This window comes from Lachnoclostridium phocaeense (assembly GCF_959599685.1).
In the GTDB taxonomy this organism is placed as follows: domain Bacteria; phylum Bacillota; class Clostridia; order Lachnospirales; family Lachnospiraceae; genus Claveliimonas; species Claveliimonas monacensis.
In genome coordinates this window covers 21,717-38,172 of the sequence record NZ_CAUGIN010000009.1, presented here as the reverse complement: position 1 = coordinate 38,172, position 16,456 = coordinate 21,717, and the positions used below count along the sequence as shown (strand labels likewise).

The following is a 16,456-nucleotide window of genomic DNA, read 5'->3' as shown; positions in this document are numbered from 1 at the left end:
TCCCCTTACAAGGAATTTACGATCTCTTTGAATTTATCGCCCCGTTCTTCATAACTTTTAAACATATCCCAGCTGGCGCAGGCGGGGGAGAGGAGAACCGCATCCCCGGGCGCGGCAGCTGACGCCGCTTTTTTGACCGCCTCGTCAAAGGAGTCTGCGAACACATAGTCCGTAAATCCGCAGGCCTCTGCCTGGGCGGCGATCTTCTCCTTTGTGGCGCCCAAAAGTACGAGACGCTTCACTTTGCCGTCAAAGCTTTGGATCCACTCGCTGAAGTCGGACTGCTTGTCGTAGCCTCCCCCGATCAGCACAGTGGGCCGCTTCATGGCCTGGACTGCCTTGATGGCAGCGTCCGGATTGGTGCCCTTGGAGTCGTTGTAGTAAGCCACGCCCTCCTTTTCCGCCACGAACTCGATCCGGTGAGCCACGCCCTTAAATGCCTTCACCGTATCACGTATCACGTCCATGGGGACGCCGTAGGCGATGGCCATGGCGGAGGCCGCCATCACATTCTCATAATTGTGGGTGCCAAGAAGCTGAAGCTCCTCCACATCACACAGCATCTCCTCCGTTCCGTCTGTCCCCCTGTATATTATATGACCGTCTTCCAGATAAATGCCTGTATCCAGCTTTCTGGCACTGGAGAAATAGATGACCTGGGCCCGCAGGGTCTCTGCGAACGTGCGGAGTACCTCATCTTCATAATTCAGGATACAGAAATCTTCCTCTGTCTGGTTCTTTGTGATATTCTCCTTTGCCTGGATGTAGGCTTCCATGGTGTGGTGCCTGTTCAGGTGATCCGGCGTCAGATTGAGGATGGCAGACACCCTGGGCCGGAAGGTGACAATACTCTCCAGCTGGAAGCTGCTCATCTCCGCCACAATCACGGAATCCGGCCTTGTCTCATCCACCACCGTGGTGTAGGGATTGCCAATATTTCCCACTACAAAAACGCTGTCAAAAGCGTTCTTTGCGATCTCACCCAGAAGGGAGGTAGTGGTGGTCTTCCCGTTTGTACCTGTGATGGCCAGGATCTCTCCCTTGCTGAAGAGATAAGCCAGCTCGATCTCCCCGATGATCTCTATGCCCGCCTCTCTCATCTTCTCAATGACAGGAAGATCAGTGGGCACGCCGGGGCTCAACACAACAAGGTCCAGTTCCCCCAGGAGCTCCTCCGGGAAGGGGCCGGCGATGATTCTGGCGCTGCTCTCTGCGCCCAGCTTCTTTTTGATCTCCTCCTTGTCCAGATTCACATTGCCGTCATAGAGCACCACCTGTGCTCCTCTTTTTTCCAGCAGGGATCCGGCGCCGATGCCGCTGATCCCAAGTCCGAACACAAGCACTTCTTTTCCTTTTACTTCCATAGCAGAGCTTCTCTCCTTCCTGTACTACATGGCCATGAGGGCGATCAGGCAGAGAATGGCTGTGATGACGGAGAAAACCGCCACAACCTTTGTCTCTGACCACCCGCAGAGTTCAAAGTGATGATGGATGGGGGCCATCTTGAAGAACCGCTTTCCGCCTGTCTTCTTGAAGTATGTAACCTGGATCATGACGGAGAGCACCTCCACCACGTAGACCAGACCTACGATAATAATGAAGATGGGCATCTGCAGCATATAGGCTGTGGAAGCCACGAAACCGCCCAGCGCCAGAGAGCCTGTGTCCCCCATAAACACGCTGGCCGGATACACATTGAACAACAGAAATCCCAGCAGGGCTCCCACCACCGCACAGGTGATCGGCTCAATGCCGCTCTTTGTCCCCACTGCCACAACAGTAAAGAAGGTAGCCACAAGCACCGTCACGCTGGAGGCCAGGCCGTCCAGTCCGTCCGTAAAGTTCACACCGTTGACCGTGCCGATCACAGCCACAAAGAGCAGCGGGATGGCAAGCCATCCGATATCCAGATAACTGCCCCCGGAGAATGGGATGAGCATGGTCAGAGGAACGTCCGTAAACTGTACAAGGTAAAAAGCAAAGACCGCTGTCACCAGGATCTGAAGCGCCATCTTCTGCTTGGGGAAAAGCCCGTCAGACCTTTTCAGCACCACCTTCAGATAGTCATCCAGAAATCCGATCAGCCCAAAGCCTAAAGTCACAAACAGGATAGGGATGATGTTGGGATACCTTCCGATATAGATGACCGATGTGATCACCACGGCAGTCAGGATGATGACGCCTCCCATGGTGGGAGTTCCCGCTTTCTTCAGATGGGATTTCACACCCTCCTCCCTCTCTGTCTGGTCCATTTTCAGTCTGCGGAGCACCGGGATCACAACCGGTCCCATGATCACACTCAGCGCAAAGGAAATCAGCACTGGCACAAAAATTGTATAGTCCATAGATACACCTCTCGTCTCTTTCGTTATTTTCCTGTCCCAGGACTGCCGCAGCAGTCCATGGCTTCATTCAGTATACTTCATTTCTCACTCTTTTTCAACGCCAAGATAGGGGAGGATATTTTCAAAAATGTCCCGTATCACCGGCGCCGCTATGGTTCCCCCATAGTACACTCCCTGGGGATTGTAGATGATACACATGCCCAGCACCTGCGGGTCATCTGCCGGGGCAAAGCCGATAAAAGAAGAGATATATTTGTTGGCACTCCTGGGGAGCGTCTGGGAGGTGGCTGTCTTTCCCCCGATCTGGTAGCCCTCGATAGCCGCGTTTTTCCCTGATCCTTCCGAGACAACCTTCTCCAGGATCGCGCGCATGGTAAGGGAAGTTTCCTCAGAGACGATCCGGTCCTTTTTCCCGTGTTCCAGCACAAGCTTCTGACTGCCGTCCTCGTTCAGCACCCGCACTCCCACATGGGGCGTCACGCGGAAGCCCCCGTTGACAATGGAGCTGACTGTGGCCGCCATCTGGATGGGCGTCACCTGGAAGGACTGGCCAAATGACATGGTGGCCAGCTCCACGGTCCCTATATTTTCCCTCTTGTGCATGATCGTCCCCGCCTCCCCGGGCAGGTCCACGCCTGTCAGATCCATCAGCCCGAACTGCTCATAGTAATCACAGAAGGTGTCCGCTCCCAGGCGCAGTCCCACATCGATGAACACCGGGTTGCAGGAGTTCATGACCCCCTCCACAAAAGTCTCCTGTCCGTGGCCGCCCACTTTGTGGCAGCGGATCTTCCTGTCCTCTACCACCCGGTATCCCGGGCAGCTGAATGTGTCGTCCAGCTCCACCACACCCTCCTCCAGAGCGGCGGAGGCAGTGATGATCTTAAAGGTGGAACCGGGTTCATAGGTGTCGTTGATGCACCGGTTTCTCCACATCTGATTCAACGCATCCTGTTTTTCCTCATCCGAGAGAATCGAGGCATCCACCCCTGTATTTAATGTAAAAGGATCGTTCAGATCAAACTCCGGCACATTCACCATAGCCATGATCTCCCCGTTCTGCGGATTCATGAGCAGGATCGACACACCGTCAGCCTGCTTCTCCTCCATCACCTTCTCCGCCATCTGCTGCGCGTACATCTGCAGGTTATAGTCAAGACTCGTCTGCAGATCATTGCCGGGCACAGGCTCGATCCGATCCTCTGCCTCCCCGGGAAGCTCGATCCCCCGGGCGTCGGTGGTGGTCAGTATGGTGCCGTCCTGCCCTTTCAGATACTCCTCATATTTGACCTCCAGCCCTATGATCCCCTGGTTATCTGCCCCGGTAAAGCCAAGGACCGTGGAGGCCAGCTCGTCATAGGGATAGTTTCTCTTGAAATCCTCATCTACCTTCACTCCATCCAGATCCATCTTCCGGATGATATCCCCGGTCTCTTTCTCTACATTGGTCCTGATCCGCTCCATGGAGGACACTTTCTCTACTTTCTCCCGCACCTCGCTCTCCTCCATCTCCAATGTCTGGGAGAGCGCCCGGATCACCTCCTCCGGATCTGTGATCTGGCTGTGTATGACAGAGATGGTGCAGACTGTGCGGTTGTCCGCCAGCACTGTGCCTGAGGCATCCAGTATCCGTCCTCTGGCCGCCTTGATGGATCGCTCCCGCTCGTGCAGGGCCTGCGCCTTCTCCTGGTAATAATCCGCCTCAAAGATCATCAGCCAGACAAGGCGCCCGGCCAGAACGATCACAATGCACACAGCGCACAGAAAAACGATCAGGAGTTTCTTCTTATTATATGTCCGGTTGCGCACAAAAAACCTCACAAAAGCCTTTCTACAATTTATGAACGCTTTTGTGAGGTTATACATAAGCCTTTATTCTGTTTTTACTGCGCTTCCGCTGCAGTCTGATCCACTGCTGTCTGAGTGATGCCCAGATAGGGGAAGATCTCCTTCATAATGTCGCTGGCCATCTGGACAGCCAGGGAGCTCTGCGCCTGATCATATTCGTTGGGCTCATCGATGACAACGTACACAGCGATCTCCGGATTCTCCTGCGGTGCGTAGGCGATAAAGGACACAAGGTTCTTGCCCTCGCTTCTGGGAAGTTTCTCCGCTGTTCCGGTCTTTCCTCCCACTTCGTACCCTGCGATGTCCGCAGGCTGTCCGCTGCCCTCCAGTACCACACCTCTCATGTAGTCCTTCACCAGCGTGCTTGTCTCCTCAGAGACGGTCCGCTTCACAAGGACAGGTTCCACATTCTCAATGACATTTCCATTTTCATCCTGGATCTGCTTGACAATGTGGGGCTCATAATAGTATCCGCCGTTGATGAGGGAGCAGAAGCCCGCCATCATCTGGGTCATCGTCACGTTAAAGTTCTGTCCGAAGGCGTTGGTGGCAAGGCTGGTCTCATCCATATTGTCTGCCGTGTAGAGAAGGCCGGATGTCTCCGCCTCTCCCGGGAGATCGATGCCTGTCATCTCACCGAATCCAAATATATGCTGATATTTCGTAAAATCCACCGCACCGATCATCTCGCCGATCTGCATCAGCGCCACGTTGCAGGAGTTTTCTATGGCTCCCTTTACCGTCAGGGTACCGTGGCCATCCCGGTTGATACAGTGGATGTCATAGTCGCCTATATGGAGGGAACCGCCGCAGTAAAAGGTCTCTTCCCCTGTGAGCGCCCCCGTCTCCAGGGCCGCCGCTACCGTGAAGGGCTTGATGGTCGAACCTGGCTCGTATGTGTCTGTGACACAAAAATTTTTCCAAAGGGTGTTGAGCGCATCCAGCTTCTCCTGGTCGCTCATGGCGTCCAGCTGTTCCTGGGTGTAGTATTTTGTCAGATCTCTGGGATTGTTCAGGTCGTAGTTTGGATAGCTGGCCTCTGCCAGGATCTCCCCATTCTGGGGATTCATGACCATGACAGCCGTATTTTTACTACCCTCTCCCGGAGTCGCATTGTTTTTTCTCTCATCATTGAACTGCTGGATGTATTTTTCCACCACGCTCTGCACCTGCAGATCTATGGTGGACACCACGGTCTTTCCGTTTACCGGCTCTTTCACGGTCCGCTCCACAGATGAACCGCTGTCCAGATAGCCGTACTCCCGGCCGTCTGTGCCGTTGAGGGTGGAATTGTAGTATCCTTCTATACCACCGTTTCCCACATTTCCATCCACAGTAAATCCGATCACATCCGATGCCAGTGTACTGTAGGGGTAGGTTCTTTGGTAATCGTCTTCCAGCCAGATCCCCCGCACATTGGGATAGTTCTCATCATCCTCGTCTATGGCATTGAACTTTTGGGCAGTCTCATAGTCAATCCCCTTCAACAGGACACTGTACCTGCTGTCCGGATTGTTCTCGATCAGGCTGTCCACCGTCTCCTCCTCGATGCCAAAACAGTCTTTCAGCACCTGCTTGGTGGGCTCCACATAGTCCTCATCGTCCAGCATGGCCTTCACATCCAGCACCACATTGTACACCCGCTCGCTGGTTGCCAGCTTGGTGCCGTTCCGGTCCACAATATCTCCCCTCTTGTAGGGGATCGTTCTGCTGTCGTACTGCTGCTGGTCCAGTACGATCTTCGTGTATTCTTCTCCGCTGGCCGCATTGATGTAAGTGATCCTCACCACAAGACCAGCAAAAGCTAGTATGATCCCCACATAGAGGATAACTAGCTTTTTCTGCATAAATTTGGGAAATTTTTTCCGCAATAATTTTTTTACTTTTTTGGTCATCTTCACACCTTAGTCCTGTACATTGTCCGCGCTTGCGATGATGCCGCTCTCCGGTATCTGCTCATACTGTTTTACATAGCCTTCATCCGGGTTTTCATACTCCACGATCTGGCTGCTCTGTGCAGGCACCATACCCATCTCGGTCTCCGCCTTCTGCTTGATCTGATCCAGATTAACAGAGTCGATAATGGAGTTGTATTTTGTGGTGTTCTCTTCCCGCATGTCAGCCAGCTCTTCCTGCAAAGCGGTGATATTGCTGGAGCGGCTGCTGATCTCCGACTGGAGACGCACATAGTTCACACAGATAAAAAGAGCCATCACTGCGGCAACTGAGAGAAAGATCACATATCTTTTTCCCACCCGCAGCTCTCTTCTCTGGTTCTGGCGGACCTGCCGGCTCTGACGGCTGTTCTTCCTGCGGCGCTCCTCCCTCTGAGGCTCCCCGCGCCGCTGCGGCTCGTAATCCGGCTTTGTCACTGTATTTCCATACACGTACATAGAACGGGTGTCAGCGCCGCTTCTTCTATATGTATTTATTCTCCCCGATGATGCTCTTCTTGCCGCCATCTGATCTTCCCCTTTCTATATACTCCCCGTCTGCCCTCCTATTTTCTCTCGAAAATCCGAAGTTTCGCGCTCTTGGAACGGCTGTTTTCCTCCAGTTCCTCCTCGCTTGGCAGAATTGGTTTTCTAGTTAAAATACTCCCTTTTGACACCTTTCCGCACACGCACACCGGAAAATCCTTCGGGCATGTGCAGGGGTCTTCATTTTTCTTAAATGCACTCTTTACGATCCGGTCTTCCAGGGAATGGAAGGTGATGATACACAGCCTTCCGCCCGGATTCAGCAGATCGATCATCTCATCCAGAGAATTTTTCAGCACATCCAGCTCTCTGTTCAGCTCGATCCGGATAGCCTGAAATGTCCTCTTTGCCGGATGCCCGGACTTTTTCTGGAATTTCATAGGGATGGCTCCCCTGATGATCTCCGTCAGCTGTCCGGTAGTTTCAATGGACCTCTTTTCGCGTTCGATCACGATATGTTTGGCAATATTCTTGGCAAACTTATCCTCCCCGTAATCTCTTATAACGCGATAGAGGTCCTTCTCACTGTAGTCATTGACAATGTCCCTGGCCGTCATCGTCTGACGCCTGTCCATCCTCATATCCAGGGGTGCATCTTCGCGATAGGAGAATCCCCGCTCTGCCGTATCTAACTGATAAGATGATACGCCCAGATCGAGCACGATCCCATCGACTTTGTCAATGCCTAATCCTTGGAGCACGGACTTCATTTCACAATAGTTGCTCCGGACTATTGTGACTTTCTCCCCGAAGTCCTTTAAGCGGATGCCTGCTGCCTCTATGGCCGCTTCATCCTGGTCTATTCCTACAATACTCCCCTTGTTGCCAAGGCGTCTGCATATCTCGTATGCATGTCCGCCTCCACCAAGCGTTCCGTCTACGTAAATGCCGTCCGGCTTGATGTTTAATCCATTGACAGTTTCTTCAAGCAATACTGACCTGTGTTTAAATTCCATATCTTCTCCCTCTAGATACTGAATCCACTCTCCTCCATATCAGATGCGATATCCTCAATCGTGAGTTCCAGTTCAGCATTCTTTTCATCCCATCTGGCCTTGTCCCAGATCTCGGCACGCTTCCCCATACCGATAAACACAACCTCTTTCTCGAGTTTTGCATAGCTGCGCAGGGCTGGTGGGATCAGTGTTCTACCTTGCTTGTCAAGGTCGCCGTCATTCGCACTTCCCTGAAAGAAATGTGCAAAAGCACGGGCTTTTTTGTCTGTGGTCGTTGGTAAGGCGTTAAGTTTCTCTTCGAAAGCGGTCCATTCGTTTTCCGGATACACGTACAGGCAGTTCTCCATGCCTTTTGTTATGACGAAATGCTCCCCCAGATCGTCACGAAACTTGGCTGGAATGATCACCCTCCCCTTCGGGTCGATATTATGACTGTACTCTCCTTTCAACATCAGAACTCACCCTCTTTCAAAGTGGTCTGCCACTTTTGCTCCACTTTGTACCACTTTTCACCACTTTCTACCACTTGAAACCATTGTAAACCACTTCACAGGTGATTTCAACCCCTTTTTTCGTAAAAATCCAAAATAAAGGGCACAAAAAAAGAAGGCGGGACTTTCCCGTCTTCTCTTATCTTCCACTATGATATATATACGCTCATCCGCTCCGGATCATTCCCCCGTGTTCAGGCTGGTCTCATAATCTGTAATGGCGTTGTAATTCACCTCAGCAGTCTCCACAGGCCTGCTGTCCTCGTACACCCTGAAGGCTGAATATCCGATCCATCCCACCAGCGCCACAGCCAGCACGGCCACAACACAACGGCGGATGTAATACTGGATCTTCTCCTTTTTCATGGTCTTCTTGCGGTTCGCTTTTTCTTTTTTATATCTGTCCACTTTTTCCTGGCTCATCTGTGTGCACTCCTTCTATCAATCATCAGCTAGTGCCTATTCTATCACAAAAAGGAGGATTATACAACCACGATTATGCCCCCGTCAGCGGCATACATGCTGCTGATCCCCGCCGTATCCAGCAGGATCACATCCTTGGGGCTTATCCTCTCAAGGAGCATCTCCTTCACTTTCTGCGCCCGCTCGGGACAGTTGCAGTGGCTGATAGCCAGTATCTTTTCCTCCGGTTTCTTCACGCCCTGCACAACCTCATCGATCATTTTTGCCAGAGCCTTCTTGATCCCTCTGGCCTGCCCTAACTGGCAGATCGTGCCCTGAGGCGTGGAGCCCATGACAGGCTTGATATTTAAAGCGGAGGCCATCAGAGACTTAATTCCCTTCAGCCGCCCGTTCTTGCGGAGGGTCTCCAGGGTCTCCAGGACAAAGTAGGTATGCTGGCTCTCAATGTAGCCCTCCACTGTGCGCACTACCTCCTCGAAGTCCATGCCCGCCTCCTCGCACTCCGCGATCTTCAGGGCGATCAGCGTCTCACCGACGGATGCAGAGCGGGAATTAAAGACATAGATCTCTTTGTCTCCGTACTCTTCGTGGTACAGGTTTTTCCCCAGCACGGCGCTGTTGTAGGAACCACTGAGCTCAGCAGACAGAGTCACGGCATAGACTCTCTTGGCCTCACAGTGATACCCTTCCATGTACGCCTCAGGCGAGGGGCAGGAGGACTTTGGTGAATGGGGACTCTGGGCGATCAGTGCCAGAAACCTCTTCTGATCAAATGTCTCATCATCCACAATGTGATGCTCATCAATATCAATACTCAGTGAAGCTGTCTCAAAATGTCCAGAGCGCTTCATATCCTCTGTAAGTTCCCCGCAGCTGTCCACAATAATCTTATAACTCATTTCCGATCAATCCTCCGCGTTATCCGTTGCTATTATACGTAGTATCAAAAACCACTTTATATATCATAGCACAATAACCTGCAGTTGAAAAGGGGAAATCCGATCATCCCATCTTAATCTTTCTGGAAATTCCCAGAGCAAGTCCCATTTCCGCCATCAGAAAGAGGATCGACGTGCCTCCGTAGCTGATAAAAGGAAGTGTGATTCCTGTGTTGGGGATCAGATTGATCACCACAGCTACGTTCAATATGACCTGAAGAGCGATATGGGAGAAAATGCCGCTGGCCACAAGAGCGCCATACATATCCGGCGCATTCTGTGCGATCACCATGAGCCTGTACAGCAAAAGCCCGAACAAAAGCAGTACCATAATGGCGCCGAACACGCCCAGCTCCTCACAGATGACGGACAGGATCATGTCGTTCTGCACCTCCGGGATGAACTGCTTCTGGGCACTGTTTCCAAGCCCTTTTCCAAAAAAGCCACCGGATCCCACTGCGTAGAGACCCTGCACCACCTGATAGCCAAGGCCGGAGGAGTACCGCTCCGGATCCAGCCACACAAGAAGCCTTCCCAGACGGAAATTTCCCTCAAAGTCCCCCGCCTGCACAAGGGGCCCCAGGATCATCGGTATGAGGAGCACCGCCAGAACTCCCACCACCACAGGCACTATAAATACAGCCTTCTTGGGGTGGACGATAAAGACCATCAAAAAAGAAATGCCGAACACGATAATAGCGGTGCTCAGATTTTCCGTCAGGAAAAAGACGCAGGCCGCCGAGAGCGCTCCCCAGCAGAGAACCCGCACAACCCCTGCCAGGGTATTGATCTGTTTTCCAACCTGGCAGATCACCACCGGGATGAAAAGGATGACTGCGATCTTCGCAAGCTCGGAGGGCTGCAGCTGCTGATTAAAAGGAAGCCGGATCCAGCGCCTGGCGCCGTTCACTTCTTTTCCCAGAGGAGTCTGCACCAGCGCCATCAGGATCAGAGAAAAGAAAAAGATCCGCTTCGCCAGCTTTGCCCAGATATGGTAGTCGATCAGCGAGACTATGTAAGCTCCCGCCGCGCCCGCCAGGCAGAAAAAGATCTGTCTCTTAAAATAGTACATACTGTCGTTATAGTCCACCTGGGCCGCATAGGCGCTGGCGCTGTAGAGCATGACCAGGCCAAAGCAGATCAGGAAGACCATGGAGGCCACCAGACTGTAGTCAAAGTACCGTATACTGTTTTTCACTCTCGCCCGCACCTTCTCCGATCTCGTATAGGTTCCCCGCGGACTTCCGTTCCCCCTGCTGCGGTCAGGCATCTGCCTGACTTTGCTGTTTCTGTTGTCCATTCTATTTACACTCCAATCATTGCGTCAGTCTACATCGACGCATATATTATAACGGCAACCGGAGATAAAAACAAGCCCGGAGCGGGCGCGCCGTGGAGATGCGCCTCCCGCCGGACCGGGCCTGGCTTGGTGCTCATTTTATTTTCCCAGATCAAATGCCGGGTTGAATGCATAGAAGTTGCGGCTGTCCAGATGATCCTGTACAATGCGCAGGCTCTCGCCGAATCTCTGGTAATGGACGATCTCCCTGGCCCGCAGGAACCGGATGGGGTCTGCCACCTCCGGATCTTTCACAAGCCGCAGGATGTTGTCGTAGGTGGTCCTGGCTTTCTGCTCTGCCGCCATATCTTCATGCAAGTCCGTGATGGGATCCCCCTTGGACTGGAATGTGGTGGAGCTCCAGGGCACGCCGCCGGCAGACTGAGGCCACAGAGCCAGCGTGTGATCCACATAGTATTTGTCAAAGCCGGATCGCTCGATCTCCTCCGGCGTCAGGTTCTTCGTGAGCTGGTAGACAATGGCGCACACGATTTCAAGGTGAGCCAGCTCTTCTGTTCCGACATCTGTCAGTGTACCTGTCACTTCCTTGTAGGGCATGGTGTACCTCTGGGAGAGGTAGCGCATGGAAGCCCCCAATTCACCGTCAGGGCCTCCGAACTGGCTTATGATCACCTGGGCCAGTCTCGGGTTGGTCTGGGTGATCTTCACCGGGTACTGCAGTCTCTTCTCATAATTCCACATAAATCAGCATCCCCCTTCCTGCCACGGCCACGGTTCATTGATCCAGTTCCACCTGTCTGTCTCGGAGACGTCCGCCGTATCAATGGTGAGAGGCCCGTAGTATTTGGCGTATTCTTTCAAAGCGCGGTTCCTCTTGGACTGGCACTCCTCAAAAAATTCCAACGCCTCCCTGTTGTGCGGATGTGTATCAAGAAAAAGCGTTGTGTCATTCATCGCAAAACTGATCACATTGATCCAGTGAAGCAGGTCCTTCCTGCATGGTCTGTTTTCTGCCATCAGCGTCTCCCTCCTGCTCCTGTAAATGGTTTGTTCAGCTCCTCAAAGATAGTCCCGCAGCAAAATCCTTTTTCCAGTTCCAATATTCCACACCACTCCTGCCACGGCACATAGGCCATGGCAATGGGCAGGTCAGAGAGCGTCCGTGAGTCCGGCAGGCAGCGGCCTGCTGCCTGGTCTGCAGCCCTATGCCGCATATTTGCCTGGTGCATGGCCGTCTGCTGCATGGTTCCACGCTGCTGCATCCCCTGATTCGGATAGCCCCGGCCCTGCCGCCTCTGGCAGTCCTGTGCCTGATAACGGTAATTCGGCATGTAAATTACTCCTTCCATTTCAATCTGCACTATTATTTTATGGAAGGACCAGGAAAAGGTGACAGAAGGGGAACCCTGCCGGACATCTCGTCTGTCCGTCAGGGCTCCCCTTCTTCTTTTTGAACATATTCTCTTTGAAAATTATTTCATCAGCTTTTTGATGGACTCGCAGAGCTCGTCCACCACATCTGTGTTCCCTTTCTGGATCTCCTCCACCACACACGAGTGGATATGGCTGGACAAAAGCTCTTTGTTAAATGCGTTCAGCGCCGCCTGGATAGCCGAAACCTGGGTCAGTATATCCACGCAGTACTGTTCTTCTTCCAGCATCTTCTTGACGCCCCGCACCTGTCCCTCTATCCTGTTCAGCCGGTTCATCAGTTTCCTGAGTTCCTCTTCATCTCTGTGTTTTTTCTTCATGTATGTCTTTCCTTTCGTTGCTGCTGCCCGGCCATCTTCCGGTATCTTCAGAATCCAGACGTCCGGACCGGGTCAGATCAGAGGATACTTTTTCGTAAGACCTGCCACGATCTCTCTGGCCTTGCCAATATTCTCCTCACCCGTCAGTACCAGCCTGATCGCCTCTGCGATCTGCTCCATATCATCTTCCTTCATTCCCCGGGTTGTGACAGCCGGTGTCCCGAGACGGATACCGCTTGTAACCATGGGTGACCGGGGATCATTGGGGATCGTATTCTTGTTGCATGTGATATTTGCCTGGTCAAGACGCTTCTCCAGCTCTTTTCCAGTCACATCCTCTTCGCTCAGGTCCATGAGCATCAGATGGTTGTCCGTACCGCCGGACACCAGCTTGATCCCCTTAGCCATCAGCGCCTCTGACAGAGCTTTGGCATTCTTTACGATCTGCTTCTGGTACTCCTTGAACTCCGGCTGCAGCGCCTCCTTGAAGCACACGGCCTTTCCGGCGATCACATGCTCCAGAGGACCGCCCTGGATACCCGGGAACACCGCTTTGTTAAATTTAAATTTCTCTGCCGCCTCCTGGCTGGAGAGGATCATACCGCCTCTGGGTCCCCGCAGTGTCTTGTGTGTAGTCGTTGTCACCACATCCGCGTAGAAAATCGGGCTTTCATGGAGTCCCGCTGCCACAAGGCCCGCAATGTGAGCCATGTCCACCATAAGGTAAGCGCCCACTTCATCTGCGATCTGGCGGAATCTTTTGAAATCGATCTTTCTGGCATAGGCGCTGGCTCCCGCAATGATCATCTTCGGCTTTTCTTCCAGGGCGATCCGGCGCACCTCATCATAGTCGATAACCCCGTCATCATTCACTCCGTAAAAAGATGTCACGAAATAGTTCCCGGAAAAATTCACAGGTGAGCCGTGGGTCAGATGTCCGCCGTGATCCAGATTCATGCCCAGGATCTTGTCGCCAGGCTTCAGCATTGCGAAGAATACCGCCATATTGGCCTGAGCGCCGGAATGGGGCTGCACGTTGGCATACTCACAGCCAAACAGTTCTTTTGCCCTGTCCCGAGCCAGATTCTCCACCACGTCCACATAGTCGCAGCCGCCGTAGTACCGTCTGCCCGGATATCCTTCCGCGTATTTGTTTGTCAGAGGGCTTCCCATGGCAGCCATGACTGCCTTGCTCACCCAGTTCTCAGAAGCGATCAGCTCAATATGGGAGTTCTGTCTCTCCATCTCATGCAGGATAGCCTCTGCCACTTCGCTGTCTGTCTTTTGGATTTCCTCAAAACTGTACATTTCGTCTCCTCCTTATACTCATCTTACCGCTGTCCCTGGATCTTTCGCCAAGTATTCATATATTATATCACACATCATCTGGTGAAAAAAGGAGTACGGCACGAATTTTTGCCGCACTCCTGTCCTCTGCCTTTCAGCAGGAAATCTGTTTTCTAATTAGGATTTGCCCCCAGAGTCACAGATACTGTCTGCTCCTCATACTCGCCGCCGCTTGCAGGAACCTGGACAGTCAGTTCCACTGTCTCTCCCACTGCATAGTAGGAAAGCTGATCCTGCAGCGTCTCCATGCTGTCTATTGTAACTCCTTCCATTCCCGTGATGATGCTGCCTCTTGAGAGCCCTGCCTGCTCGGCACCGCTTCCTTTTGTCACTTCGGAAATGTAGACGCCTGTGGGCATGTTGTAGGCCTCACCGATATCAGAAGAGACATCCTGGCCCGTAATGCCCAGATATCCTCTGGCCTCGTCGGAAACCCTCTCCCTCGTCTCCCTGTTCATCAGGTTGGTCAGGACTTCACTGGCATCTGAGATGGGGATGGCATAGCCCATGCCCTCTGCCACACTGGAGTTGATCTTGGCCGTGTTGATGCCTATGACAGCACCGTTGGCATTGAGGAGGGCCCCGCCGCTGTTGCCCGGATTAATGGCCGCATCTGTCTGAATCAGCTCACTGTCAAACCCATCCATATCGATCTGACGATTTGTGGCAGAGATGATACCTGTCGTCACAGACTGCCCATACCCGAGGGCATTTCCAATGGCAATGGCAGGCTCACCCACCTGCACCTCATTGGAATCTCCCAGTGTGGCAATGGCAATGGTCTCCATCGTGGAATCCTTTATCGATTCCAGGGGAACCGCCACAATAGCCAGATCCTTGGAGGGATCCGTCCCCTTGATATTGGCCTCCACGTTCTCTTCATCTACAAATGTAACGGTCAGCGTATCTGCCCCTTCCACCACGTGGTTGTTGGTGGCGATCAGAAGCTCTGTATCAGACTGCTGGATAATGATCCCTGAGCCAAGGCTCTCGCTCTCCTGCTCCTGGGTCTGCCCGAAAAAGTTCTGGACCTCCTGGATACTCATATTTGTGATGGATACAATGGACGGCATAGCCTGCTCCACGATGCCGGACACATCGGAGGTCACTGTGCTGGACGTCTGATTCAGCTGGGTGGTTGTGGATGTCTGGCGCACCTCTTTGGTCTCACCCCCGGTAACACGGTCCACAATGATGTTTCCCGCCTGAAACGCCGCGCAGGCCACAATGCCGAACACCAGGCCTCCGCTGACAATAGACAGCCACTTCTTTGAATTTCCGCCCTTTTTCTTCTTCGGCGGCTCCTCTGTCGGCTGTTCACTCCATATATTCTGATCATCCGGTCCCGGATTGTAGTAATTATACTGATTATCCATAGTACAGACTCCTTTCATATCTTTTGCTTTCTATGACAGTAGTCTAGCTCATAATTGTGTTTAAACTGTGATGAATTGATTAAATAATGTTAAATCTCCCCGGCGAACTCCCTGTCCGCAAGTTCCAGCGCACTGGCGATCACCTTATCCATGTCATAATACCGGTAGGCTCCCAGCCTTCCGCCAAATATAACATTGTCCTCTCCAGCTGCCAGGCTGGCATATTTCTCATAGAGGACGGAATTCTTTTCATCATTTACCGGATAGTAGGGCTCATCCCCCACCTTCCACTCCGAGGAATACTCTCTGGAGATCACAGTCTTTTTCTGGGTACCGAATTCAAAATGTTTGTGCTCAATGACCCTGGTGTAGGGCACTTCTCTGTCTGTATAGTTGACCACTGCATTTCCCTGGTAGTTGTCACAGTCCAGCACTTCCGTCTCAAAGCGGACGCTCCTGTATTCCAGAGCCCCCAGCCTGTAGCCGTAGTACTCGTCGATCATACCCGTAAAAACGATCTTCCCGGCGGCACACTCGTAGGTCTCCCGCTCTTTCAGATAGTCCACACCGGTCCTGACTTCTGCCCCCTCAAGGAGCTTCTCTATAATGCGTGTATATCCTCCCATCGGTATGCCCTGATACCTGTCATTAAAATAATTGTTGTCATAGGTGAAGCGAAGCGGCAGCCTGCGGATAATAAAGGCGGGCAGATCTTTGCAGTCTCTTCCCCACTGCTTCTCCGTATAGCCTTTCACCAGCTTCTCATACACGTCCCGCCCCACCAGGGAGAGAGCCTGTTCTTCCAGGTTCCTCGGCTCCTCAATATGAAGATCCGCAATCTGCCCCTCTATGATCTCTCTGGCCTCTTTGGGGGTCCGGATATTCCACATCCTGCTGAAGGTATTCATGTTAAAAGGCAGGTTGTAAAGCTCATTTTTGTACACAGCCACCGGTGAATTGATATAGTTATTAAACTCCGCGTACTGGTTGATATAGTCCCACACCTTTTTGTCCGACGTGTGGAAAATATGCGCCCCATAGCGGTGCACCTGGATATCCTCCACTTTCTCGGTATAAATATTCCCGCCAATGTGGTCTCTCCTGTCCAGCACAAGGCAGGTCTTTCCTCTGTTCATGGCCTCCCGGGCAAACACTGCGCCGAAAAGGCCTGCGCCAACTATAAGGTAATCGTATTTCATCA

At 52.5% G+C, this 16,456-nt stretch carries 17 protein-coding genes; all 17 read right to left on the bottom strand.

Annotation, left to right across the window (positions count from 1 at the left end):
- Positions 1-5: 5 nt before the first annotated feature.
- Complete coding sequence (murD, locus tag Q5911_RS05830; protein ID WP_303181635.1) at positions 6-1,364, bottom strand: UDP-N-acetylmuramoyl-L-alanine--D-glutamate ligase; 1,359 nt, start codon at positions 1,362-1,364, stop codon at positions 6-8.
- 24 nt (positions 1,365-1,388) lie between these two features.
- Entirely contained in the window at positions 1,389-2,345 is a 957-nt protein-coding gene (gene mraY / locus Q5911_RS05825) for a phospho-N-acetylmuramoyl-pentapeptide-transferase (protein ID WP_076777034.1), read from the bottom strand.
- Positions 2,346-2,429: 84 nt separating this feature from the next.
- Complete coding sequence (locus Q5911_RS05820; protein WP_226394670.1) at positions 2,430-4,154, bottom strand: peptidoglycan D,D-transpeptidase FtsI family protein; 1,725 nt, start codon at positions 4,152-4,154, stop codon at positions 2,430-2,432.
- A 74-nt stretch (positions 4,155-4,228) separates the two neighbouring features.
- The gene (locus Q5911_RS05815; RefSeq protein ID WP_303181633.1) at positions 4,229-6,088 is read right to left on the bottom strand and encodes a peptidoglycan D,D-transpeptidase FtsI family protein; all 1,860 of its coding nucleotides are present in this window, start codon (positions 6,086-6,088) and stop codon (positions 4,229-4,231) included.
- A gap of 9 nt (positions 6,089-6,097) precedes the next feature.
- A complete protein-coding gene (locus tag Q5911_RS05810) occupies positions 6,098-6,655 on the bottom strand; it encodes a hypothetical protein (protein WP_226394668.1) in 558 nt (185 codons plus the stop codon).
- Positions 6,656-6,693: 38 nt separating this feature from the next.
- Entirely contained in the window at positions 6,694-7,629 is a 936-nt protein-coding gene (gene rsmH, locus Q5911_RS05805) for a 16S rRNA (cytosine(1402)-N(4))-methyltransferase RsmH (protein ID WP_076777029.1), read from the bottom strand.
- Between the two features lie 11 nt (positions 7,630-7,640).
- Positions 7,641-8,081 carry a division/cell wall cluster transcriptional repressor MraZ gene (mraZ, locus tag Q5911_RS05800; protein ID WP_076777027.1) on the bottom strand — a complete coding sequence of 147 codons (441 nt, stop codon included), beginning with the start codon at positions 8,079-8,081 and terminating at the stop codon, positions 7,641-7,643.
- 219 nt (positions 8,082-8,300) lie between these two features.
- The gene (locus Q5911_RS05795) at positions 8,301-8,543 is read right to left on the bottom strand and encodes a hypothetical protein (protein ID WP_076777025.1); all 243 of its coding nucleotides are present in this window, start codon (positions 8,541-8,543) and stop codon (positions 8,301-8,303) included.
- A gap of 59 nt (positions 8,544-8,602) precedes the next feature.
- Positions 8,603-9,442, bottom strand: a complete 840-nt coding sequence (locus Q5911_RS05790) for a DegV family protein (RefSeq protein WP_076777023.1) — start codon at positions 9,440-9,442, stop codon at positions 8,603-8,605.
- Positions 9,443-9,545: 103 nt separating this feature from the next.
- Complete coding sequence (locus tag Q5911_RS05785) at positions 9,546-10,781, bottom strand: FtsW/RodA/SpoVE family cell cycle protein (RefSeq protein WP_303181627.1); 1,236 nt, start codon at positions 10,779-10,781, stop codon at positions 9,546-9,548.
- A gap of 138 nt (positions 10,782-10,919) precedes the next feature.
- A complete protein-coding gene (locus Q5911_RS05780; protein ID WP_076777020.1) occupies positions 10,920-11,522 on the bottom strand; it encodes a manganese catalase family protein in 603 nt (200 codons plus the stop codon).
- A gap of 3 nt (positions 11,523-11,525) precedes the next feature.
- The gene (locus Q5911_RS05775) at positions 11,526-11,798 is read right to left on the bottom strand and encodes a spore coat protein CotJB (protein ID WP_076777018.1); all 273 of its coding nucleotides are present in this window, start codon (positions 11,796-11,798) and stop codon (positions 11,526-11,528) included.
- Complete coding sequence (locus Q5911_RS05770; protein WP_330391047.1) at positions 11,798-12,112, bottom strand: spore coat associated protein CotJA; 315 nt, start codon at positions 12,110-12,112, stop codon at positions 11,798-11,800. The genes Q5911_RS05775 and Q5911_RS05770 overlap by 1 nt, the downstream gene beginning before the upstream one ends.
- Before the next feature lie 141 nt (positions 12,113-12,253).
- A complete protein-coding gene (locus Q5911_RS05765) occupies positions 12,254-12,532 on the bottom strand; it encodes a metal-sensing transcriptional repressor (RefSeq protein ID WP_076777016.1) in 279 nt (92 codons plus the stop codon).
- 72 nt (positions 12,533-12,604) lie between these two features.
- On the bottom strand, positions 12,605-13,840 hold the full coding sequence (gene glyA / locus Q5911_RS05760; protein WP_303181623.1) for a serine hydroxymethyltransferase: 1,236 nt from the start codon (positions 13,838-13,840) through the stop codon (positions 12,605-12,607).
- Between the two features lie 152 nt (positions 13,841-13,992).
- On the bottom strand, positions 13,993-15,255 hold the full coding sequence (locus Q5911_RS05755; RefSeq protein WP_303181621.1) for a S1C family serine protease: 1,263 nt from the start codon (positions 15,253-15,255) through the stop codon (positions 13,993-13,995).
- Between the two features lie 89 nt (positions 15,256-15,344).
- Positions 15,345-16,454, bottom strand: a complete 1,110-nt coding sequence (glf, locus tag Q5911_RS05750) for a UDP-galactopyranose mutase (protein ID WP_303181619.1) — start codon at positions 16,452-16,454, stop codon at positions 15,345-15,347.
- Positions 16,455-16,456: the final 2 nt, after the last annotated feature.